Origin of the sequence: Vibrio celticus (assembly GCF_024347335.1) — a bacterium.
Taxonomy (GTDB): domain Bacteria; phylum Pseudomonadota; class Gammaproteobacteria; order Enterobacterales; family Vibrionaceae; genus Vibrio; species Vibrio celticus.
In genome coordinates, this window is the sequence record NZ_AP025463.1 from 1,303,158 (window position 1) to 1,327,784 (window position 24,627).

Here is a 24,627-nt window from a genome sequence, read left to right on the forward strand (position 1 = left end):
CACTGAGTAACAAGTCAACTTCTGTGTAGCAAGAAGAGTCACAGAGTCTCCCTCGACTCATGTGACGACAAAGAACAATAAAGCCGTGATGGGCAACCCTATCACGGCTTTATTGATCTTATAACTAAGCTGCTGTTGTTCGACACCCGCGCTACGTCACATCTAGATCCACAGTGACAATGTCACGCTATTTTTCAAGCGTGGTAAATATGGTCCACTCCTCGACGATTTGTTCACTTAACCCTACCACAGTCGCTGTTACCTTACGGTTCAATGCGTGTGAAGTAGGGTCGTCGCCATCGCTTTCTAGGCGCTCTTCACCATAGCCGACAATTCGCACTCGTTCTGGTTCGATACCATTCGACAGTAACTCGTCTTGAACATTGTTTGCTCGTTTTTTTGATAGGTCTAAGTTGTACTCGTTAGAACCCACTTTACTCGCATAGCCTTGTATTTCAATCGAGGCACTTTTGTAGGTTTCAAGAAACTCTGCCATCGTGCTGATCTGGTCTGAGAAGATCGGGTTCACTTCAAATGAATCATGAGCAAAGAGTATTTTTAGCTGTCTGACTTCTTCCGCACGAATCGTTTCTCCACAACCATCATTGTCTACTTGTGATGTCTCAGGCGTACCTGGACAGATATCACGAGCGTTCACCACACCATCTCTATCATCGTCTTGCAGGTCTGCAATCTGTTCTGCTTCAGGTGTCTCGATATAAGCCTCTTCCTGCTGGTTTGAACAGGCAAATAAAGTCATCGTTAACACGGGAAGTAATAAGTAAGGTATTTTCATCATTAATACTCCACGGGCGTAGTCCACTCTTCTGGAATGTCGACCAGTAGAGCGTTCAATAAAGAACCTGTAGCGTTCATCACACGGTACTTAGCGTACTGCTCTGAATAGTGGGCATCTAGGTAATCTTTACGGGCTTCAAATAGTTCGTTCTCAGTGTTGAGTAAGTCAAGCAGAGTACGTTTGCCTATTCGGTATTGTTTTTCATATGCGATAACAGTTTCCGAAGCTGAATCAACATGATCAGATAAGAAGTTCTTTTGTTGTAACGTTAGATCCAATGCACTCCATGAGAGGCGAAGACCTTCTTCCACTTGTCGATAAGCGCGATCTCTCAGATCTTTTGCTTTGTTCAATTGGTATGCCGCAGCTTCTGAATTAGCACTGTCTGTTCCGCCGTTGTACAAGTTATATCGCATGCGTAGCATCGCGAGGGTCTCTTGACTTGAGCCTTCATCGCCACCTGCATCATCACGCCATGACTGAGAAGCCTCGATGGAGAAGGTAGGGTAGTTCACGCCCTTTGATTGTTTGTATTGGAAGTGGGCTGAATCGACATCTGCGTTTGCAACTTTGATCACTGGGTGTTGGTCTAATGCATCAACAATGGCGTCAGTTAACGACAAAGGAATTTTAGAAATATCGGCTCTTGGGTAAATCAAGCCTAGGGGTTCTTGACCCACCACTCGTCTAAACTGGGTGTGGGTATCGATCAAATTATTCTGTGCGGCCAACAAATTACCATGAGCCTTCGCAATCCTAGCTTCTACCTGCGATACATCAGCTGTCGAACCTATGCCTGAATTCGCTCGTTTCTTTATGTCTTTATAGATTTTCTTGTGTATTGAAAGATTACTTTCTGACAGTGCCAGCACTTCAGTGGCTTTCACTGCATCTAGATAGATTTGTGTTACCTCCAGAGCTTTGTCTTCGGCATCCGCGATCAATTGCAAACGTACCGACTCGGCTTCTGCGGCGGTACGATCAATGTCGTTCAGCGTCGCAGAACCATCCCACAGCAATTGAGTGAGGGAAATCGTCGCTTCCTTTCGTGTTAGATCCGTATCGGGGCCGTTATTTGGTGCAGGGTTTATGCCTTCGTAACCAATACCAGCATCAAGGTCGATGCTGGGCTTGTACGCTCCTCCAGAGGCATCATTACGTTTTTTCACGCTCACATATTCGTTGAAGATGCTTTTTATCTCTGGATTCGTCGCCAAAGTAATAGCAACAGACTGTTCCAGAGTTTGAGCGGTGAGTGGTGTTGAAGCAACTAAGCAACACATAATGGATAATTTAAACAATTTCAAAGTAGCTCTCCTTCTACTTTCAATGTCTCATCCGTTTCCCAACCTACGTTTACCGCTGAATTGAGAGAAGGGTATTAAATGAAGCTTAGGACATTTGCAAAAAAATGCGAAGTTTGTTGGTTTTTTTTTGAATGTAAGTCGCTATTGCCATTGACTAATTTAAAAAGTACCAGATTTACCAACTTTTAGTGAGTTGATTATCAATAGTGCCACTACTAGATTTATTGTAGGAAATAGCCACAGCGCAGGGTGGGATTGATTCCGCGTTTGGCGTGTTCTGGGCAGAAGTGGGAATATGATATGGGAAATATCAACCTAAATATACTAGGTCTTGCTAGTGGGAGTGTAGTGCTCGACGCTCAAGGCCAAGTTAGACGTTTGTCTCCGGGCGAACAACCAGCGGCCAGCGACGTAATTATCAGTTTTGATACTAGTGAAGAAAATGTGCCAAGTGTTTCTGCACGTTTTGTAGATAACCAGGGCCAACAAAATGTGCTAGATACTGATGACGCGATCGCTCAAGTTCAGCGTGCTATTGAAGAAGGATTTGATCCAACGGAACTAGGAGATGAGTTTGATACTGCCGCTGGTGAGGAAGGCTCTAGTTTGACCAACAGCGGTAGGATTGAACGTACTGGGGCTGAAACTCAAGCTGCCACAAATTTTGAAACTGACGGGTTTGAGTCTCAAGGTCTGTCGGAAACTCAAAGTCTTGCTCTTTTTGATATTATCGCCTTTGCGCTTATTTCAGGTGAAACTAATGTTATTGAGTTTGAGCAAGATGCACCTATTGAAACTGGGGGCGCTTTAACGAGTGAAGACCCAGACGTTACCTTTATTGTTAAAGAGGTCGCTGGGGATAATGATCTCGGTACTTTTGTTGTAAACGAAGATGGTACTTGGACCTTCGTGGCCAACAGTCCTTATGATGAGCTTGCGGATGGTGAGCAAATTCAAGACTCGACGACAGTACAAACCTCCGATGGAGGCGAACAAGTCATTACAGTAACGATAATTGGTACTGATGATGTAGCTGTGGCTACTGATGACTCGGGCAGTGTGACTGAGGACATTGATGTAGATGAAATCACCAATCAATTAGTGACATCCGGTCAGATTGTGATTACAGATGTAGACAGCGACACTCCTACTTTTTCAGCTGACGGTGAGTTTAACCTCGTAGGTTCAACAAACGAATCACAGCTAGGTGTATTGAACATCGACCCTGATGGTGCTTGGACTTACGTAGTTAACAACGATGACGTTCAGTACTTGGATGACGATGAGTTCGTTACTGAAGTTTATACTGTGACAGCAAGTGACGGTACTACGAGTGAGGTGATCATCACTATTAACGGTGCCGATGACCCATCTGATATAACCGTAGGTGAAGGTGATTCAGACACTGGTGAAGTGACTGAGGATGTTAATGTTGACCAAGAGAGCAACAACTTAATTACTTCTGGGACACTAACGATCACCGATGTTGACGATAACGACGTCGCTGCTTTTCAACCAAACGGTGTGTTTAATCCAGAAGGCTCAACCAATGATACCGCGTTGGGTATGTTGACCATTACCGACGATGGTGAATGGACGTACGTTGTAGATAACGATGAAGTGCAATATCTTGATGACGATGAGTTCGTTACCGAGGTTTATACAGTTACTGCGATTGACGGAACCACAAGTGAAGTGACCATCACCATCAACGGTGCCGATGATCCGTCAGAGATTACTGTTGGTGAAGGTGATTCTGACTTGGGTGAAGTGACGGAAGATGTCGATGTCGATCCTGAAAGCAATGACTTGATGGCGACAGGAACATTGACGATCACTGATGTTGATGCCAATGATGTCGCTGCTTTTGAACCCAACGGAACGTTTAATCCGGAAGGTTCGACCAATGATACCGCGTTGGGTATGTTGACCATAACCGATGATGGAGCATGGACTTACGTCGTGGACAACGATGATGTGCAATACCTTGACGACGATGAGGTCGTCACTGAGGTTTACACGGTTACTGCTATTGACGGAACCACAAGTGAAGTAACCATAACCATCAACGGTGCCGATGATCCATCCGAGATTACCGTTGGTGAAGGTGACTCTGATATGGGTGAGGTGACGGAAGATGTCGATGTCGATCCTGAAAGCAATGACTTGATGGCGACGGGAACACTGACGATTACTGATGTAGATGCCAATGATGTTGCGGCCTTTGAACCTAACGGAACGTTTAATCCAGAAGGTTCGACCAATGATACCGCGTTAGGTATGTTGACCATAACCGATGATGGCGAATGGACGTACGTTGTAGATAACGATGATGTGCAATATCTTGATGACGATGAGTTCGTTACAGAGGTTTACACGGTTACTGCGATTGACGGAACCACAAGCGAAGTGACCATCACCATCAATGGTGCCGATGATCCATCTGAGATTACCGTTGGTGAAGGTGATTCTGACCTGGGTGAGGTGACGGAAGATGTTAATGTCGATCCTGATACCAACGAACTTTCAGCGTCAGGTACTTTAACGATTACTGATGTCGACACGAGTGACATGCCCGCCTTTAAACCTAATGGTGTGTTTACCCCTATTGGGTCTACTTATGCACTTGCTTTGGGTATGTTAACGATTACTCCAGAGGGCGCATGGAGTTATGTCGTTGATAACGATGCGGTTCAATACTTGAATGATGATGACACGGTTATTGAAAGATATGTGGTAACCGCGATCGATGGTGTAGAGCATGTTATCGAGATAACAATCAATGGTGTCAATGACGCACCTGAAGCGACCAGCTTTACGGTCGTTAATGATGAGGACGCGATTATACCTATTCTCTTCGATTCTGAAGATGGCGGCATGCCAGATTATATCTCGGATATAGAAGATGACCATGATGACATTCCACTTAATATTCGAATCGAAAGTTTGCCAACCAACGGCAGCCTTTTGTATACCGATGAAAATGGCGTCACGAGAGAAATCGTACAGTCTGATGTTGATAACGGTGAGTTGTTTGTTCCGAACAATATCAGTTTTGTAGCTGGGCCTGGAGAAATGTTTGAAATGGGCTTTAGTGGCGATCCTGAGGATATGCCAGAGCTTGTTGATGGTTTCTATAATTGGGGTGTGGAAGTTTCACCAACAGAGAGACTTATTACGCTAGATAACGGTAATACGATTACACTAACGATCGAAGATAACAATAATAAACCGTTGAAACAGTATCAAGGTGAACAACCTCATGTTGGCTTTGGTATTGGTGATACTGATGGTAGAGGTATGAACAAACAGGAGACCTTGGTCCTCGACTTTACTAATAATCCATTAGAGGTTGTTGATTTTGGTTTAGATGGGTTGGGTGGTTCATTTAACACTGATAGCAATGTTTATGTTGAAGTGCTCTATACCTTTGCTGATGGCACGACTCAGACGGAGCAATATCAAAAAGATCCAGGAGATACGGGGAATAGCCAAATTCTGTATGATTTTAGTTATTCTTCACCAGACAATCCGATTGTTGGGATGGAGCTGTCATCGACAGGGGGCAGTTGGGAGTTACGCTATGTCCAAGGTAACGAGGCAGTAACCGAAGACCCGCAGTTTGATTATGTCGCGGTCGACTCTAATGGTGCAGAAAGCACGGTAGAGACGGTCACCATAGATATCGAAGAACCGCAGCAATATAACGTTATTAGTGCTGCGAGTAATGAACCTTTGTATGCCGAGTCAGGCAACGATCTGCTGATTGGAGATAGCGGAAACAACATTTTCACTTGGCTAGACTCTGCGCTCGACAACGGTACTGATATTATTAAAGATTTCGAGCTTTATACAGGTGGTTCTGGGGATCTGATTGACCTCAATGATTTGGTCGAAGACCCTCAAGATGAGACTCAAATGGCCGAGCTACTTGATGCGATTGAGGTCTCTGTCGACGGAGAAGATATCGCGTTGTCCATTCCAATCAATGGAGGGGATGATGTCCAAACTATCGTTGTTGAGGGGATTGCGACTGAACTAGGTGGTTCGGTTGACCTAGGTAATGACCTAGCCGTGCTGGGAGAGCTGATAAAAAATGATGCTGCTTAATTAGATAATGTGAAAGGTTCTAACGTTTAACGTAAGAAAAGCCCTCGATTTCGGGGGCTTTTTTGTGTCGAGTACCTGCTAAAGAAAAGGTATCGGAACAACACACAAAAAAAAGCCCAAACCAACGTGGTTTGGGCGGATACAAGTATAGGAGTTAATAAGGAAAATGCAGTAATTAAGAAAGCAGTGAGAAGAACAAGTTTGACGGCCTGTTAAACTTCTAAATACGCTGTTTTCTATATAATTTATGACCCACCATTTCCATTTCAGTTCCAAGAAAATTCATTATTTTTTTCTTTTTTTGTAAACACACAGCGATTCAATCGGTTAGTGCTGAGTTTTATTAACTGGTACGACCAATTTGTGAAAATGTGATGTTGCCTGCTTGTTAAATAAATGTACTAAGCGTATATTTCAAACAGTTGTTTAATACGAGTGATTGAAATGGCACCAAGAAGTACAACCAAAGACAAAATCTTAGATGTGGCTGAAGGCTTATTTGCTGAGCACGGTTTTAATGACACCTCTTTACGCACGATTACGAGTAAAGCGAATGTCAACTTAGCTTCAGTGAACTATCACTTTGGCGATAAGAAGACTCTGGTTCGTGCGGTACTCAATCGTTACTTAGAAGCATTTATGCCAGCACTGCAAGATGCATTAGTGAACTTAAACTTGAACGAAACGTATTCTATGAGTGACGTGTTTGAGTCGTTGAGACAGCCACTAAGAGCACTTAATGATGTTAGGCCAAATGGTACAAGCCGGTTCATGTTACTTATCGGCAGAGGCTATACAGATGTGCAAGGACACTTGCGTTGGTTCATTACAACTCGCTACAGCGAAGTACTGACTCTGTTTACGACGTCAGTAATGAAAGCGAATCCGAACCTCACTCAAGAGCAGTTATTTTGGCGTTTACACTTCACCCTTGGGACTTGTGTTTTCACCATGGCGTCTAGCCAAGCTCTAATAGAAATTGCAGAGAATGACTACGACACAAAGATAGATGCGAAGGCAGTGGTCGATATTCTCATTCCATTTTTGGCCGCTGGCATGTCAGCAAAAGAATAAAACAATAAAAAGCAAAATATTCACAAACAATATAGTGAACAAAAGGATCTGAACTATGAGCTCTCTAAGACAAAAATGGGTAAGTGACCCAGCTTTTAAACTCTTTAAAAAAGTACTACCACCACTATCTAGCACCGAGAAAGAAGCGATGGAAGCGGGTAGCGTGTGGTGGGACGGAGAGCTGTTTTCTGGTAAACCAGATTTCACTAAGCTTCACCAGTACCCAAAACCTCAGCTGACAGCAGAAGAGCAATCGTTCATGGATAATGAACTTGAAACTTTGCTCGCTATGCTTGATGACCACAAAATTGTGAAAGAAGACCGAGACCTTCCAGAGGAAGTTTGGAACTTTTTACGCAAAGAACGTTTCTTCTCGCTAATTATCGCGAAAGGGTACGGCGGTCGTGAATTTTCAGCGCACGCAAACTCTACCATCGTAACTAAAATTGCGACGCGTAGTATTAGTACTGCGGTTTCGGTAATGGTTCCAAACTCTCTTGGCCCTGGTGAGCTACTGTCTCACTACGGAACTCAAGATCAAAAAGACTACTGGTTACCTCGTCTTGCTGACGGTACAGATATCCCTTGTTTCGCACTCACAGGGCCTGAAGCAGGTTCTGATGCGGGTGGTATCCCTGATGTCGGTACCGTTTGTATGGGCATGCACGAAGGCAAAGAGACACTAGGCATCAAGCTTAACTGGAACAAGCGCTACATTACGCTAGCTCCAGTGGCGACGGTACTTGGTCTGGCTTTCAAACTGCACGATCCAGAAAAGCTACTGGGTGACAAAGAAGACATTGGCATCACGTGTGCGCTTATCCCGGCAGACCACGAAGGTGTTGTGATTGGTGAGCGTCATGATCCACTTGGTCTTGCGTTTATGAATGGTCCAACACGCGGTCACGATGTATTTATTCCTATGGAATGGTTAATCGGTGGCGCAGATTACGCAGGTAAAGGCTGGCGTATGCTGGTGGAATGTCTGTCTGCAGGTCGTGGTATCTCATTACCAGCACTTGGCACGGCGATGGGCCACCTAACAGCGAAAACTACTGGTGCGTACGCTTACGTTCGTAAACAGTTCGGTATGTCGATTGGTAAGTTTGAAGGTGTTGCAGAGAGCCTTGGACGTATTGGTGGCTTAACGTATCTACTAGAAGCGACTCGTACACTGACAACTACTTCACTTGATATGAAAGAGAAGCCGGGTATCGTAACGGCTATCGCGAAGTATCACATGACAGAGATGGCACGTACTATTCTGAATGATTCAATGGATATCCATTCAGGTCGTGCAATTCAAGATGGCCCAATGAACTACTTGGCTGCGCCTTACCTAGGTATTCCAGTGGCTATCACAGTAGAAGGTGCGAACATCCTAACTCGTAACCTGATGATCTTCGGTCAAGGTGCGACACGTTGTCACCCATACGTATTGAGCGAAATGGAAGCGGCAGCGAACCCAGATGAGAAGCAAGGTGCAAAAGACTTTGATAGCTTGTTGTTCAAGCACATCTCACACGCAACTAAAAACACGTTCGGTGCTTTTGGTGCGGCACTAACTGGCTCTAAGTTCATTAAAGCCGACATGAGCGGTCCAACTAAGCCTTACTACCAAGATTTGACTCGTTTGAGCCGTGCGCTTGCGGTCAGTGCGGATTTCGCAATGCTGACGCTAGGTGGCGAACTGAAACGTAAAGAGCTTATCTCTGCACGTTTGGGTGATGGTCTAAGTTACCTATACATGGCGTCGGCTGCGCTTAAGAAGTATGAAGACGAAGGTCGTCAACAAGCTGACCTAGACTACGTACATTACGCGGTTCAACACTGTTTCCATAATGCGGCTAAGTCGCTGCAGGAAGCGTACAGAAACTTCCCGAACAAGATGGTTGGGAAAGTGCTGAAAGGACTAGTTTTCCCTGTTGGTAACCACTTCGAAAAACCGAGTGATAACCTAACAGTTCAACTAGCAGAAAGCTTGATGACTCCAGGTGCACACCGTGAACGTCTGACGCATCTTTGTTACATTGGCAAAGAGGAAGATGATAGTGTTGGCCTTATGGAGAATGCTTTCAATGCGATGTACAGCATCAAGCCTCTGGAGCGTAAAATCTTCAAAGCAGTGAAAGAAGGCAAAGTGGCTCGTAAAGGCTTGCTGGCAGACAAACTGGCTCAAGCACTTGCAGCTGATGTTCTGACACAAGAAGAAGTCGACCAAATTGTTGCTGCTGATAAACTACGCTACACAGCGATTCAAGTTGACCACTTCAGTCATGACTTTAGTGAAACTTTGACGCGAAAAGAGTTAAAACCTAAGCTAAATAGCGTTGCTTAGATAAAGAAACGATAAAAGGCACCTAATTAGGTAATGCCGATCAGTTAAAGCCAAAGTGATCGGTTGAACGATCCTTCAGAGCTGTCAAAATCCAAGTGTATTTAATGCACTTGGATTTTTTTATGGATGTTTCTCAAGCTCTAAACATAATTAATGATTGGAAACCTAGCAACGTTGAAACTTTGTCTGACTTGCTTCCAATTGACCTCATCGACGAAGCTTATTCTCTTACTGATACCGTCACGATGAGAAAGAGGAAATTAACTTTAGAATCCATGGTGTGGCTGCTTGTTGGAATGGCTATCTATAACAGTAAATCCATGAAAGATTTAGTGAACCAACTTGATATTGTCGACCGTACAGGTAAAGCTTTTGTCGCACCAAGTGCGTTAACTCAACGTCGAAAGACTTTGGGTGAAGACGCAATTAAAGCGGTCTTTGAGCGAATGACTACGTCATGGTTAAAAAGTGCAAAGTTACCCCAGTGGAATGGATTAACGCTTCTTGGCGTCGATGGCGTTGTTTGGCGAACGCCCGATAACCCGCAAAATGAAAAGGCATTTTCTCGACAAAAAGGGACGCAATATCCGCAAGTGAGAATGGTCTGCCAAATGGAACTAAGCAGTCACATTATTACGGCCAGTGCCTTTGATAATTACAATACAAACGAAATGATATTAGCTGAAAAACTGATAGAAACAACACCAAACCATAGCGTGACAATGTTCGATAAGGGTTCTATTCTTTAGGCTTATTACATAAATGGCAAGACTCTGGCTCAGAGCGTCATTGGCTTATCCCCCTCAAGAAAAATACACAATATGACATTGTTCAATCTTTAGGGCGAAATGACAAACTGGTTCAATTACACAGTAACCCAAGGGCTAGAAAGCTATGGCCTGATTTACCAAAGTCGATAACCGCTCGACTTGTCACTCGTAAAATTAAAGGAAAAGACTACCAAGTATTAACCTCCATGACGGACTCCCTGCGTTACCCATCAAAAGATATTGCAGGCCTTTATGAACATCGTTGGGAAATTGAGCTAGGCTACCGAGAGCAGAAACAATACATGCTTGGAAATCGTCTCACGCTGCGAAGTCGTTTACCAGAACTGGTAAAGCAGGAGTTATGGGGCATCTTGCTTACTTACAATTTAATCCGATACCAGATGGTCGAGCTCTGCTTCAATCTAAAGGGAAATTACCTTCCTTATCAACTCAGTTTTAACGGCACATTAGCTCATGTATCTGCGTTACTTGTAGGCTTACCTTACTCAACACCAGGCGCAATACCTCGTCAGCTAAAGGGGTTCCACAACATGGCTGAAAGCTTAATACTTGAAGGGCGAAGGGAAAGGACATTCCCTAGAACAGTTAAACCCAGACCACAACGGTATGCTAAGAACAAAAATGCCGTTCACTCTTAAGTGAACGGCATTAACCTAATTAGGTGCCTTTTTTGTTTTTGTCGTAGAAGTCGCAATAGATGCGTTAACAAATGGTGACTTAGTCAGCAAATATTCGCTGAGTGCTCCAACCACTTGCATTTTCACCACATTTTTACAGAAATTAGATGCCATTTGCGTACGAAACTTTTATCCTTAACCTGATTTTTTAAGGAAGTTGAATATGATCATCAAACCTCGAATTCGCGGATTCATCTGTACTACAACACATCCAGTCGGTTGTGAAGCTAATGTAAAAGAACAAATTGCTTACACAAAAGCTCAAGGCCCAATCGCAAACGCACCTAAACGTGTACTAGTTGTTGGCTCTTCAAGTGGCTACGGCTTGTCTTCACGTATTGCGGCTGCATTTGGTGGCGGCGCTTCAACTATCGGTGTTTTCTTCGAGAAAGCCGGTACTGAGAAAAAGCCGGGCACAGCTGGTTTTTACAACTCAGCAGCGTTCGACAAGCTAGCTAAAGAAGAAGGCCTGTATTCAAAAAGCCTGAACGGCGATGCTTTCTCTAACGAAGCGAAACAGAAAACGATTGACCTGATCAAAGAAGATCTAGGTCAAATCGATATGGTTGCGTACTCACTGGCGTCTCCAGTGCGTAAAATGCCAGAGACTGGCGAAGTTATTCGTTCAGCTCTGAAACCTATCGGTGAAACGTACACATCAACGGCTGTTGATACCAACAAAGACATGATCATCGAAGCAAGTGTTGAGCCTGCATCTGAAGAAGAGATCAAAGACACTGTTACTGTAATGGGCGGTGAAGATTGGGAACTTTGGATCAACGCTCTATCTGAAGCGGGTGTTCTAGCTGACGGTTGTAAAACTGTTGCTTACAGCTACATCGGTACTGAACTAACGTGGCCAATCTACTGGGATGGCGCGCTAGGTAAAGCTAAGATGGATCTAGACCGTGCAGCGTCAGCGCTTAACGAGAAACTAGGCCAAACTGGCGGTACTGCAAACGTTGCTGTTCTTAAGTCTGTTGTGACTCAAGCAAGCTCTGCGATTCCTGTTATGCCTCTTTACATCGCGATGGTGTTCAAGAAGATGCGTGAAGAAGGTATTCACGAAGGTTGTATGGAACAGATCTTCCGTATGTTCAGCCAACGTCTATACAAAGAAGACGGCAGCGCAGCAGAAGTAGATGAAGTGAACCGTCTACGTCTAGATGACCTAGAACTTCGCGAAGACATTCAAGATCATTGTCGTAACCTATGGCCTCAAATCACAACTGAAAACCTGAAAGAACTGACTGACTACGTAGAGTACAAAGAAGAATTCTTGAAGCTGTTCGGTTTCGGTGTTGAAGGCGTTGATTACGAAGCTGACGTTAACCCAGCTGTCGAATTTGATGTAGCTGACATCTAACAAACAATCGAATAAAAATGAAATAGGCGCTCACTGAGCGCCTATTTTTTTGTCTGTTATTTAGCTCGGATATTTAAGAGCAGATACGGGATGCGAAGAGATTTAAGATCAGATGCGGGATTCGAGTGGCTAGATGCGAAGAGCTTTAAGAGCGGATGAGAGATTCGGATGTCGAGACTCGAAGAGATTTAAGAGCAGATACGGAGTTCGAGGTTCGACGATCTCTAAGAACAAGTGAAAGAAAAGAAGTCATAAAAAATGCACTAATCCAAACAAGAACTAGTGCATTTAAAATATCTAATTTATAACGCTGAATAAGCTAGCTAATGATGATGATGAAGGTACCTGCTAAGGTCATCAATATATTGGCTATCGCGTAAGTACCTGCGTAACCCAGAGCTGGAATGGTTGAGCGAGCGTGGTCATTTACGATGTCCATCGCTGGAGCGCAAGTTCGCGCGCCAATGATCGCACCAAACAACAGAGCTCGGTTCATCTTCAATACGTAAGCGCCAACCAAGTACGCAAAGAATACTGGCAAGACGCTGACGACCAGAGCAATACCAATGACCTGAGGGCCTACTTGCGTTAAGTGTTCAAACATCTTACCACCGGCGCTCAAGCCGATACCGACCATAAAGAACATCAAACCCAGGTCTTTGACCATGTTCAATGCCCCCTGAGGCACATAACCGAAAGTAGGGTGGTTTGCTCTTAAGAAGCCAAGCATGATGCCGGATAAAAGCAGGCCAACCGCATTACCTAAGCCAAACGACACCTGACCGAATGTCATGGTGATCAAACCAAACAAAATACCCAGAATGAAAAAGCTACAGAAGGCCATCAAATCCGCCATTTGGCTGTGGATTGAGATGAAACCAATTTTCTCAGCTAGACCGTGAACGCGACTCTTTTCGCCACTCACCTGCAGGACATCGCCTTTAGAAAGCACGATATTTAAGTCCATCGGCATTTCAATTTGAGCACGTACTACGCGGTTAAGGAAACAGCCGTATTCAGATAGGTTCAAGTCGGATAGGCGCTTACCTGCGATGCTGTCACTCTTAACGACAATCTCCTCTTCCACGATACGAAGATCGAGAAGGTTACGGTCGAAAACCTCTTTACCATTACGGAAGCTTGGGTCTAGACGAGCGTGGCTATCTGGGAAACCAACCAGTGCGATCTCGTCGCCTTCTTGCAGAATGGCATCACCATCTGGATGGGCAAGAATACCATTACGTCGAATACGCTCGATGTAACAGCCTGTTTGGCGATAGATGCCCAGTTCTCGCAGGTTCTTACCGTCAGTCCAAGAGATAAGCTCTGGGCCCACTCGATAAGCACGAATAATGGGTAGGTAAACCTTACGCTGACCTGAAGCACCTAAACCGCGTTCTTGGGCTATTTGCTCTGCCGAGTCGTGTAGGTTTACTTTTTGAAGCTTTGGAATCAAGCGGGCAAACATAATCATACTGATTAAACCAACCAAGTAAGCCATCGCGTAACCCACTGATAGGTTCTCGATAATCAGGCTCAAATCCATATTTCTTGGTAATTCTGCAAGCCCAGAATTCAGAGCATCTTGAGCACCTACCAATATCGGCGTTGCTGTTAAGGCACCCGCCATCATGCCTGCAGATAAACCAAACCCGAGGCCAAGGTAATGACTACTGAAATAGGTTAGGGCAATTGCGGTAGAAAGTACCACAAGGCTCAGAATGAGGTAGTGCTTACCGTCTCTTAAGAAGATACCGAAGAAGTTTGGTCCGGCTTCAATGCCAACACAATAGATGAACAGCATGAAACCAATGGTGAGCGCATCGGCGTTAAAAGAAAAGCCAAGATGTCCCATGATAAGGGAAGTAATCAAAACACCGATTGAATTACCAAGTTGGAGGCTACCGAAACGAATTTTACCAATGGCTAATCCAATCGATAAAACAACAAAGATGAGGAGAATGGGGTTTTGTTCTAACAGAAAAACAACGTCGATATTCACGGTGGTCGCTCAATAATTGGCGTGGAACACAGGGTAAGTTTGAGAGGTGGATTGTATCTAAATATAAATAAATTATAAGCAATATTTTGCTAATTTACTTGATTTTGACCTTATTCTTATTCCGTATGAAAACTGGTCATAAAAAAGGTTCTATTGTCCGAGCAAATCAACATAGCACGGGCGCAGCTATTGAAAGCTTGGAACAAATAGGAAAAACAATGGGGGCACTATTCAACGAAAATTCATTTAGCCGTGGATAGTGGCGGCTTACTGATTTGCTTGGATTTATCAGAAGGTCAACGCCACGACATAGTACATGCAGGAAGCTTAGTTGAATAACTCGATGAAGTTAATAATATCGCTTGTGATAAAGGGTATGACAGTGAACCGTTCCGTTCCGTTGTTTTGTTAAGGAGCGTGGCGGAGAAACGGTAATTGCTAAACGAAACTACGGACAAAATATAGACAAAGGCAGTATGGGTTGGTGTTTATACAAGTATCATCACTTGGTCCAGAATGCCTTTGCGAGAATTAAGCATTATCGAGCTATTTCAATTGGATATGGTATCCTAGAAAGTAATTATATCAGCATGTTATCGCTAGTATTCATGTTAATGTGGCTACCGATGTATTGCTGAACATGAGGTGCACAGCAAAGATCAACGCGCCTGACTGTATTAAATTAAATGTGCTACGTTCCTTCGACGTTTCAATGCATTCAAGCTTGCCTATCGCTTGAATCTACTTCCAAAGATCTTCTTTCATACGCACTAATATCAGCACTTAAGATGCTAGCTCATTGATGGCAATGCCTTTCCAATGAACTGCATACAATAAGCAAGATGTTACAACAGTTCACTAAAGAAAGTACCTCAACATTATTGGAGCAGTGCGGTATTGAACCATGTGTAGCTGCTACATTGTTGGTTACAGCAGGTGGTAACCAGCAGAGATTAGGCAAAGAGTCTGCATTTGCAGTACTTTGCGAAATGAGTTCGCTACAAGCTTCGTCAGGACAGACATCCCGAAACCGACTAAGCCGTAGGGGAGCAAGAGAGGACAATAATGCATTATGGACAGCAGTTTTGATAAGAATGAGAAGTGATCTCCTATACAAAATTATATGTAGCGAGGAGAAGCGGAGAGGGACTTTCGATAAAAGAAACACAAAGGTGTTTGAAAAGCTATATTGTTCGTGAACTTTCCCCATTATATTGAAAGATCTTTCTGTTATGACATAAGTGTTGACATAGGAGTGTCAATGCTCCCATGGAACGGATATTTAGAAGCTTGAAAACCGCGTAGATACCAGCAACAGGTTACCTGACATAAGCCCAAGCTAAGAAAGACATCAGCCATTACCTTATGAGTTACTACAATCGGCAACGGCCTCATCAAGCAAATGATGGGCCGTCGCCAGTAAATACCAAAAATCAGCTTAAGTCAGTGTCCGGAATTTGTTGACCACTACAGTATGTGAGGGCTATTTAATGTATTTCATCACTGTGAGTTAGCTTGTCTTGGCGGCTAAACAATGCTTTTAAATCCTCCAATGCTGCGTACAAGCATGGCAGAAGAATTAGCGTGATGAGTGTAGCAACTAAAATGCCGAACCCTAGCGATATCGCCATGGGAATCATGAGTTTAGCCTGATTGGTTGTTTCAAATATCATGGGGGCTAAGCCACCAAAGGTTGTCAGTGTCGTTAATATAATCGGGCGAAAGCGTCGTGAACTTCCTTTGATGATAGCTAAAAATACCTCAGTTTTTTGCGTTCGATGTCGATTTACTTCATTAACTAAAATCAAGCTGTCATTAATAACTACCCCACTCAATGCCAAGATACCCAGTAAACTGACAATGCTCATAGAGTAACCCAAAAGTAGGTGCCCAAAAACCGCGCCAATAAGACCAAAAGGAATAATCGACATTATAATGAGAGGTTGTAGATAGCTCCTAAATGGGATGGCGAGTAGGCAATATATGGCTAGGGCGACCAGTGCGCCATTGACGGCTAGTGAGGCCATGCTTTCTTTCTGTTCTGCTTGGTCTCCTCGAAATCCAATCACTAAGCCTGGGTATTGAGCTTTTAGCTGAGGAAATACTTCTCTAGACAATGTCTGCGAGAGCGCCATCGATTCAGAAGAGGGTGTAATATCGGCGCTTACGGTTACACGGCGGCGGTTGTCCCTGCGGTGTATCGCGGAGGCTGAATATTCCCTATGTATTTCTGCAACTTGGGATAACGGGATGTACTGCTGCCCAACTCTAATAGGCAATTGCTCCAAATGATAGACGCTGGAACGTTGTGATTCTGGCAATTGCACCATGACGTCAACTTCATCACTGCCACGTTGTTGTCGTATTGCTCGTACGCCATTAAATGCGTACCTAACCTGACGAATTAAGCTTTGTTCCGTCAGTCCCATACGAATTCCCTCAGGTAGTAATTTGAGTGAAATTTGTTGGCTACCAGACATTAAGCTGTTCTCTATATCAACTACGCCATGATAGCCTTCTAGTGATGTCGCTAGTGCTTCGGAGGCATCGGCAAGCATATCACTATTTCTATGGGTGAGTTCTAACGTGACACCGGCAACGTCAGCACCCGGTCCACTACCGGTAGCAGAAAAGCGCACGGCATTGGCTTGCGGTATATCACCAGTGGCTGTGCGCCAAAGTAGAGATACTTTTCGTGTAGACAGACTACGAATTTCCGAAGGCTGTAAGAAGATCCTCGATATAATGACAAATTCACCGTCACGGCTCCACATTTGAGTGGCTACCCCTTTGGCGAGCTCAGCAGCGCCATTGTTTGCGATGACCTCTTGAGCCGCATTTTCGAGCTGTTCTCGAACCTGATGTGCCTCGTCTGCTGAACTTCCAACAGGCATAAAAGCGCGTGCGACGGAAAATTCAGCCTCTACACGAGGCATGGTACTAAAGCCCATGTGTCCTCCTGAAACAAACGCGATAGAGGCACTGAGTAATACAATAGCAATAGCAATGACGAGGTAACGCCATTGTAATAGCCGACGTAGGGCTGGGACGTACCATCGCTTAATAAAGCGTTGCAGGAGTGTATCAACTTTGCTCTGAACGCAGTGAAACGGTCGTATCCACGCCGATTGCGTTTTATTGTTTATGTGTGCGACATGAGCAGGAAGGATAAAGAGCGTTTCTACCCACGAGATGACAAATACGGTCGCAACAACGATGGGGATAACTTTAAATGTCAGTCCAAGTGTTCCGGGAAGAAACCAAATAGGGATGAAGGCGACGATATTGGTCAAAATACTGAACGTGAGCGGGACGGAAATCTCTTTGGCACCAATAATCGCGGCATCAATAAAATTCATTCCCTGACTCATTTTCTCATGAATATTCTCCCCCGCGATAATGGCGTCATCGACGACGATGCCTAGTGCGATGATGAAGGCAAACATGGAAATCATGTTGATGGACACATCCATACCAGGCAGGAACAACATCGCTCCGAGAAACGAAGTAGGAATTCCCATTGTGACCCAAAATGCCAGTCTGACGTCCAAAAATAGCGTGAGGACAATGAGCACTAGGACAAGGCCGCTAAAGGCGTTTTTTAGCAGTAATTCCATACGCTGTTCATAAATAATGGCATCGTCATTAACGATGTCGATACTCATGCCTGGTGACAAAGACGAGGTGAGTTCGGGCATTAACGCATGAACGGATTTTGAAATGGAGACGGGGGTTTGGTCTGCGACGCGATAAATACGAATGCTAGCAGAAGGCTGCCCGTTATAATAAAAGCGGTTGTGCCTATTGGCAAACCCGTCTTGGACGTGAGCAATATCCTCGATGTTTAATGTGGCACCGGAAGATGTCTTTTTGACGATGACGTCATCAAATTCTTTTGCCCACCCTCGACTCTCATCAATTTGTAGCAGAATGTCTCCGCCAGAGGTTTCAATTCTTCCACCGGATTGATTGACGGAGTGACGTCTTACACTATTGGCAACTTCATCAATGGTAAGTCCATATTGCTGTAAGGTGTGGCTATCTACTTGAATTTGAACTTGGTATTTGGGAAAACCTGCAATTTCTACTTGAGTGACGTCACGAGCTGAGAGCAACATACTTCTCAGCTCTGTTGCCATTTCTTTGAGTGCAACCGGACTAACATCGCCGTACAAAATGAGCTCCATGGACTCGTCACGTGTCTGTTTTCGGGAAATGTTAGGTTTCTCCGCACCATCTGGGAGAGAGGCAGCATTGACGGCACTTTCCACTTCTCTAAGCACACGGTCAACATTGACGTTATTGATAAGCTCTGCGGTTATATTCGTACCTGCTGAGTTTGCCCAACCATGAACTTCTTTAATGCCTTCTATGCCACTGATAGCGTTTTCGATAGGCAGAGTGACACCTTGTTCCATTTCTAGCGGAGTTGAACCGGGATAATGCACCCATATACGAATAGAATTGTGCTGAAAATTTGGGTAGACCTCTTTTTTTATCTGCCATGACATGAGTAACCCACCAATGATGAAAAACAACATGAGGAGGTTAGCGGTGACGACGTTGTTCGCCATCCAAGCGATGGCGCCTTTGGCGTTACTCATGGCCCTGTGCTCCTATTTCATTCGCGGCGGTTTGGTTATTATGTGATTCAAACTGCGCGAGGTTTCGTGCTTCTAGCTGAATACCTGAGACTGCGCCGGGGATAGGTGTAGTGACAATGTATTCATCTTGGGTTAGTCCTTTATCAATTAGCACGTAATCTTGTTCGCGAAAGGCAATCGATACATTTCGTGAGGCTAATTTATGTTGTTCATCCATCACCCAGATAGATTGACCTTTTTCTAGGTAACGACGGGGTACTTTGACAACGTTGTCGAAGGGTTTAGTGTCTATCTCAGCTTGTAAGAAGGCGTTAAGTAGTACTTGAGGTTGCTGGGCGTTCTTTGGTTGTATTGCTAATGGGTCATGGATTTCAATTAGTAGAGAGGCGGATTTAATTTGGCTATCTAGGTTGGGTAGCTGGCTCACGACGCAACCTTTTCGTGATTGATTGTACTGCCATTCGTTAGGGTTTTTTATGGTGACAGACGCGCCTAAACACTCAGTCCCTGCTTTGGTTTTAGTGTACGTTTTAGGAACATCGATAAGACGAAGTTGCGAGGCCGGAACACTGACTTTGAGATAAAATGAATCGGTTGCGACGAGGTCAATAAGCGAAGTGTTGTCTCTAAGTAGTGCACCTTTCGACAAGGTCATATCAGCGATCTGTGCATCAAAAGGGGCATAAATGGACGTACGTGATAATTGCAGCTCAGCCCGTTGCAACAACGCTTCATGTTTTGCTAATTCAGCTTTTATTTGAGCTAATTGCGGTCCCCTAAGTACTAGCGTTAATTGTTCAGGAGATAAGTGTCTTCCTGAAAGTTTATATTCAATTTCGGCTGCTTTCCTACGCCCGTCTTCGGCTTGGAATAATGCTTGTTGGCGGGCAAGGTTTGCTTTTGCTTCAAGTACCGCTAACTCATGTTCTCGTGAATCAATATTAAGCAGCTTTTCGCCTTTAGAAACAAAACCACCAGGCAGGAGTTGAGCATTGACGTCGGTGACGATACCCCGTAATTGAGATCGCAGGTTAACCGACAATGTCGGCTCTACTTCGCCACTGACTCTGATGCTGGGTGTCTGTTGAGTAAATAAAATGGGCGCGATGTCGACAGCGCGCTTTGGTGGCTCTCCAACTCGCGTTCGACCCGGTGGTTTGCCCTCTAAAAAATGAGAGGTGATGAATACCCCAGCGATCAATATGAAGCAGGGTAGTAACACCTTTAGAGCGATTCTGATGCGCTGTGAGAGTTGTGATGGCTGGTGTTGAACCTTGGTTTTCATTTTAATGTCTCATCGTGTGCGGGGTAACTCGGGCGTGGTTGAATAGAGGAGTGACCGCCTAGTGACTGATAAGTGGTGATACGGCTAAGTAACAACTGCCGTTCTGCAACTAATGACTGTTGTTCTAGGGTGAATAACCGTTCTTGAGCATTGAGTACATCTAAATAGCCTTGTGCGCCAAGGCTGTAACGAATCGCTTCGGCATCCAAGGTGTTGGAAGCGAGCTTAGTTTGGCGTTTTAGCGACTGCAGAGTAGCTTGTTGCTGTTGTTCTTTTAAAAGGCTCACTTCTACTTCAGCGATGGCTTCGACGACGATTTGGGTATATTGGTGGAGTGCGCTTTGAGCATCAGCTTCGGCCGCTTTCTGCTGGTTCTTCAGTTTGCCAGCGTTGAAAAGCGGTGCATTTATTCGAATACCTAGCCCTAAGCGCCACAGGTCGATGCTGTCTAACATATCGCTTGATTGAAGTTGGCTGCTCAACGTGATGTTGGGGAGACGAGCACTTGCGGCTGCATCTGAACTCATTTCATAAGATTGATAGTGATACCATGCCCCTTTGACATCTGGACGTCGTTGCAATAATTCGGCGGGTAACCCAGCCATTGGCAATCCGGGATAGATAGGCAAGACTAACGTTGTCAAGTCAATGGCAGAGTTCGGCACGTTGCCAATCAATACATTAAGTTGTTTGGTTAACACGTCGAAATTGCTCTTTGCAGCGGCTTGTCTTGAATGTAGATTTTCAAGAAGCTGCTCTTGGCGCCAAACCGCACTGATACCTTCTTGGCCTGTTTTATATCGATGATCAGTGACTTCAGTAATGATCTTGGTATTGGATATTTGCATGCTGAGTATGTCGATGGATTTCTTTTGCTCAACGAGTTGGTACCAAGTACGGGCGATACTCGCTGCTAATGTATCGCTGAATGCACGGAATTGTTCTTCTGTCGCGAGCAAGCTATAGAAAGCAGAATCAGACAGTGCCTGATTTCTTCCCCATAAATCGAGCTCCCAACTTGCGTTTAAGGACGTAAATAGTGATGAGTGCTGGACAGTATCGTGATGTGAACTTCCTCGTTCCGCCTCGACTTGGCTAGAGGCTGATGCCATCAGTTCAGGGTAGCGACGCGCATCCGCAACATTGGCTAATGCTCGTGCCTTCGTTAGCCTAGATTGAAAAGATTGTAGAGAATAGTTATCTGATAGCGCTTTATTGATCAGGGTATTTAAGGTTGGGTCGTTAAACTCTCGCCACCAATTATCATTCGTGCTAATGAAGCCTGTTTCGCTAAAACTATCAGGGTAGTCAACTAATAGAGGTTGAGGGTCGACTATGGCTGTTTTGCTACAGCCAAATAAAGTCATCGCCCCCAAGGAGACGGTGAGGAGTCTAGTTACTATTATGATGTTTAGCCGTGTGCCGTTGTGGTGCATGATGACCTCATAGAAAGGCTTTTCGTTACATCAGTGGCAGAGTGAATTCACTCGCCACTGATGTTTTTCGTTTAATCGAGGGTTAGTACAAAACGGCTTGTACTGCCACCCAGATTATATTCACTTAATAGTGAAAGATTTGGATAGGACAAGATTGTCTGATGCGTTACCGACCATTACTTTATATTGGTCGCCTAACTGCCAACTGCTGGTGGATTCTTCCCAATAAGCAAGATCAGAGACATCAATGTTTAGCGTGACAGATTGGCTTTGACCTGCAGGCACACTCACTCGTTGGAACGCTTTAAGTCGTTGTTTAGGCTTTTCGCTACGCTCAAACATGTCAACAATGTAGGCTTGAACCACTTCGTCTCCGGCTAGGTCACCTGTATTTTCAACCTGCACCGATAGTTCGATTGTGCCGTCTGCTTTTACTGAGGTCGATTTCATCTCAAGATCTTTGAGGGTGAAGTTGGTGTAACTCAGTCCGTGACCAAATGCCCATAGAGGTTCTTTATCAAAATAAAGGTAGGTGCGGCCCTTAGTAATGTCGTAGTCGTTAAATGCAGGGAGATCTTGCCAAGATTTAACGAAGGTTAACGGTAATTTTCCTCCAGGGTTATTGTCACCAAACAGCGTATTGGCGATAGCGGCACCACCTTGTTCGCCTGGGTACCAGCTTTGTAAAATGGCAGGAACGTTATTTTTCAACCACGGGCTTTCGATAGAAGATCCTGATTGCAACACAACGGCTGTTTTTGGATTGACCTTAACGATGCTTTTTAGCAAATCAATTTGTTCAGAAGGTAGTCCTTCAGAGGTACGGTCAATCGACTCTCGCTCATACTCTGTCGATAAACCCATCACCGCGATGACGACATCAGCTTTCTTAGCTGCGTCTAGCTCGGCGCCTTCATAGGACGTGTCTTCTGACGGTAGTTCCCAACCAAATTTAACAGAGCGCTCGGTGCTGCCGCGTTTTTCCATCGCTAGGACAGTGAAGGTATAAGTTTGTTGAGAGTCTAATTCAATCTCTGTCGTCGTTCGAAGTGGCTCGTTGTTATTACCGTGGTCTCTGAAAATAGTGGAACCATCAATATCAAACACCATTTCATAGCCTTGAGATTCTACCCCCAATGTATACAAGCCGCTTTGCGGAGGAACGATCGTCGTTGTGTATTTTACGGCGAAATGTTCGTGGTTTAAGTTTTTGTGCGGTGGTTGATCGCCAAAGTCAAAATCAATATTTCCAACGGTGTTATTTGCGACAGGGCTACCACTGCCATTACGGTTAGTATAATAATCAGCGGTCCACACACCTAGGCCTTGGTTATCAAGTAAGGTAATACTTTCAAGTGGGATTGGGTTCAGCTCACCTTGGTTGTGTGTCCATGGGATATACATGACGTCCACGTCATCACCAAGGTAATCGCGGATGCCTTGTAGTGGCGTGATCGGATTTCTGGCTGTGCCAGAGTATGTGCCGAAGTTTAAGACGTTCGCATTAGGGCCAATGATAGCGACAGATTTTGTTGCTGTTTTGTCGATAGGTAATACGGGCTGGCTCTCCACGGGTTCATTTTGTAACAAAACCATGCTTTTTTCTGCAAGTTCAAGCGCGAGTGGTTTAAATGTCGTCATTGTTTCAAACGGGATATCTTTCCATGGCGACAGCTCTTCTGGGTCGAACATTCCGAGCCTCAAACCTACGCGCATTGTATTTCTAAATGCTCGGTCTAATTGATCACTGGTCGTTTTATTTTGAGCGATAGCAGTCATCGCTTCCTGGCGGAAAAGCCTGGTGTTATCAAAATCCAGTGTTTCAGCATTAAGTACTGCGGCAGTCGCATCAACATAGTTGTCATAGATGTCGTGGCCGTGGAAGCTACGCTCTCCCCAACCTTTAGTGGTCATCAGTACAGAGCCATAGTCACCGAGCACGAAGCCATCAAATCCCCATTCTCCACGCAACACGTCTCGAACTAACCAGGTGTTGGTAACGGCAGGCTCGTTATTAAGCTTGTTATACGCTGTCATAACGATTTGTGCATTAGCCTCTTGAACCACTTGCTTGTAAGCTGGGAAATAATATTCGCGTAACTGCTTCTCTGAAATATTGGCATTACCGTTAAAGCGGTTGTGTTCTTCGTTGTTGGCGACGAAGTGTTTCGCACCGGCTGCCGTTTTCAGGTATTTAGGGTGATCACCTTGTAGACCTTGTACATAGTGGCTGGCCATTGTGCCATTAATTAAAGGGTCTTCGCCGTAAGCTTCTTGTGTTCGACCCCAACGAGGATCTCGAGCAATATTAATAACAGGAGACCAAAAAGTGAGTGGCCCCTTCTTACCATCTTTTAATACTGGGCCATTGTGGTACTGCGCTCTTGCTTCATCTGAAACTGCATCTCCCATTCTCTGAACGGCTTCTGGCGCCCATGTTGCGGCTAGCCCAATGGATTGAGGAAAGACGGTCGCGGCGTTATTTCGAGGGGCTGCGAGGCCATGTAAAGCTTCGCCTGGCATAAAAGACTTTAATCCGTAGCGGGGAACACCTTTATTCCACAAGGTGATCATATGTCCTTTTTCTTCATCAGTTAAACGTTCACTGATATCGTTGAGTCGTTGTTCAATCGACAGAGTATGATCGTAAAAAGGAATATCCTTGTTAACGTTTGGTGGAGGGCTAGAATGTGCCGATGTACTCAACACGGCAAAACACAGCGGTAATACTTTTTTCATAATGATTCCGTTGAAACGTTTCTATTGAGAGTAAAAAAATGAAGAGTCAGATTGCTCTTCATTAACGAATTAAACAAAGAATGTTAGCGTGTTCTTTAA

The 24,627-nt window shown here is 44.6% G+C and carries 12 protein-coding genes and 2 pseudogenes; 7 read left to right on the forward strand and 7 right to left on the reverse strand.

The window, feature by feature from the left end:
* Positions 1 to 187: 187 nt before the first annotated feature.
* Both OCV19_RS06155 and OCV19_RS06160 read right to left on the reverse strand, forming a co-directional pair.
* A complete protein-coding gene (locus tag OCV19_RS06155; RefSeq protein ID WP_048609223.1) occupies positions 188 to 799 on the reverse strand; it encodes an OmpA family protein in 612 nt (203 codons plus the stop codon).
* Positions 799 to 2,106, reverse strand: coding sequence for a TolC family outer membrane protein (locus tag OCV19_RS06160; RefSeq protein ID WP_019821320.1), 1,308 nt, complete (start codon positions 2,104 to 2,106; stop codon positions 799 to 801). The genes OCV19_RS06155 and OCV19_RS06160 overlap by 1 nt, the downstream gene beginning before the upstream one ends.
* A gap of 300 nt (positions 2,107 to 2,406) precedes the next feature.
* Here OCV19_RS06160 and OCV19_RS06165 point away from each other — a divergent pair, with 300 nt between their 5' ends.
* The 5 genes and pseudogenes from OCV19_RS06165 (at position 2,407) to fabV (ending at position 12,462) form a co-directional block, all read left to right on the forward strand.
* Complete coding sequence (locus tag OCV19_RS06165) at positions 2,407 to 6,216, forward strand: VCBS domain-containing protein (RefSeq protein ID WP_065677280.1); 3,810 nt, start codon at positions 2,407 to 2,409, stop codon at positions 6,214 to 6,216.
* Positions 6,217 to 6,660: 444 nt separating this feature from the next.
* Positions 6,661 to 7,290 (forward strand): TetR/AcrR family transcriptional regulator, encoded by a 630-nt coding sequence (locus tag OCV19_RS06170; protein WP_065677279.1) that lies wholly within the window; start codon positions 6,661 to 6,663, stop codon positions 7,288 to 7,290.
* A 55-nt stretch (positions 7,291 to 7,345) separates the two neighbouring features.
* Entirely contained in the window at positions 7,346 to 9,628 is a 2,283-nt protein-coding gene (locus tag OCV19_RS06175; RefSeq protein WP_004734682.1) for an acyl-CoA dehydrogenase, read from the forward strand.
* 122 nt (positions 9,629 to 9,750) lie between these two features.
* A pseudogene (locus OCV19_RS06180) lies at positions 9,751 to 11,057 on the forward strand (IS4 family transposase).
* A gap of 202 nt (positions 11,058 to 11,259) precedes the next feature.
* Positions 11,260 to 12,462 carry an enoyl-ACP reductase FabV gene (fabV, locus tag OCV19_RS06185; RefSeq protein WP_065675122.1) on the forward strand — a complete coding sequence of 401 codons (1,203 nt, stop codon included), beginning with the start codon at positions 11,260 to 11,262 and terminating at the stop codon, positions 12,460 to 12,462.
* Positions 12,463 to 12,781: 319 nt separating this feature from the next.
* On the opposite strand, the gene OCV19_RS06190 is transcribed toward fabV, so the two are convergent.
* Complete coding sequence (locus tag OCV19_RS06190) at positions 12,782 to 14,464, reverse strand: aspartate:alanine antiporter (RefSeq protein ID WP_065675123.1); 1,683 nt, start codon at positions 14,462 to 14,464, stop codon at positions 12,782 to 12,784.
* A gap of 146 nt (positions 14,465 to 14,610) precedes the next feature.
* On the opposite strand from OCV19_RS06190, the pseudogene OCV19_RS06195 reads away from it, so the two are divergent.
* Positions 14,611 to 15,102, forward strand: a pseudogene (locus OCV19_RS06195) (transposase); the annotation flags it as partial.
* A 204-nt stretch (positions 15,103 to 15,306) separates the two neighbouring features.
* Entirely contained in the window at positions 15,307 to 15,663 is a 357-nt protein-coding gene (locus tag OCV19_RS24950) for a transposase (protein ID WP_065675124.1), read from the forward strand.
* 288 nt (positions 15,664 to 15,951) lie between these two features.
* Here OCV19_RS24950 and OCV19_RS06205 read toward each other — a convergent pair whose 3' ends face one another.
* The 4 genes from OCV19_RS06205 to OCV19_RS06220 all read right to left on the reverse strand — a co-directional run bounded on the left by OCV19_RS06205 (position 15,952) and on the right by OCV19_RS06220 (position 24,528).
* Positions 15,952 to 19,068 carry an efflux RND transporter permease subunit gene (locus OCV19_RS06205; RefSeq protein WP_065675125.1) on the reverse strand — a complete coding sequence of 1,039 codons (3,117 nt, stop codon included), beginning with the start codon at positions 19,066 to 19,068 and terminating at the stop codon, positions 15,952 to 15,954.
* The gene (locus tag OCV19_RS06210) at positions 19,061 to 20,353 is read right to left on the reverse strand and encodes an efflux RND transporter periplasmic adaptor subunit (protein WP_065675126.1); all 1,293 of its coding nucleotides are present in this window, start codon (positions 20,351 to 20,353) and stop codon (positions 19,061 to 19,063) included. The genes OCV19_RS06205 and OCV19_RS06210 overlap by 8 nt, the downstream gene beginning before the upstream one ends.
* Positions 20,350 to 21,720: an efflux transporter outer membrane subunit gene (locus OCV19_RS06215; protein WP_065675127.1), complete on the reverse strand. Its 1,371-nt coding sequence runs from the start codon at positions 21,718 to 21,720 to the stop codon at positions 20,350 to 20,352. The genes OCV19_RS06210 and OCV19_RS06215 overlap by 4 nt, the downstream gene beginning before the upstream one ends.
* A 189-nt stretch (positions 21,721 to 21,909) precedes the next feature.
* Positions 21,910 to 24,528, reverse strand: coding sequence for a glycoside hydrolase family 3 C-terminal domain-containing protein (locus OCV19_RS06220; RefSeq protein ID WP_065675128.1), 2,619 nt, complete (start codon positions 24,526 to 24,528; stop codon positions 21,910 to 21,912).
* Positions 24,529 to 24,627: the final 99 nt, after the last annotated feature.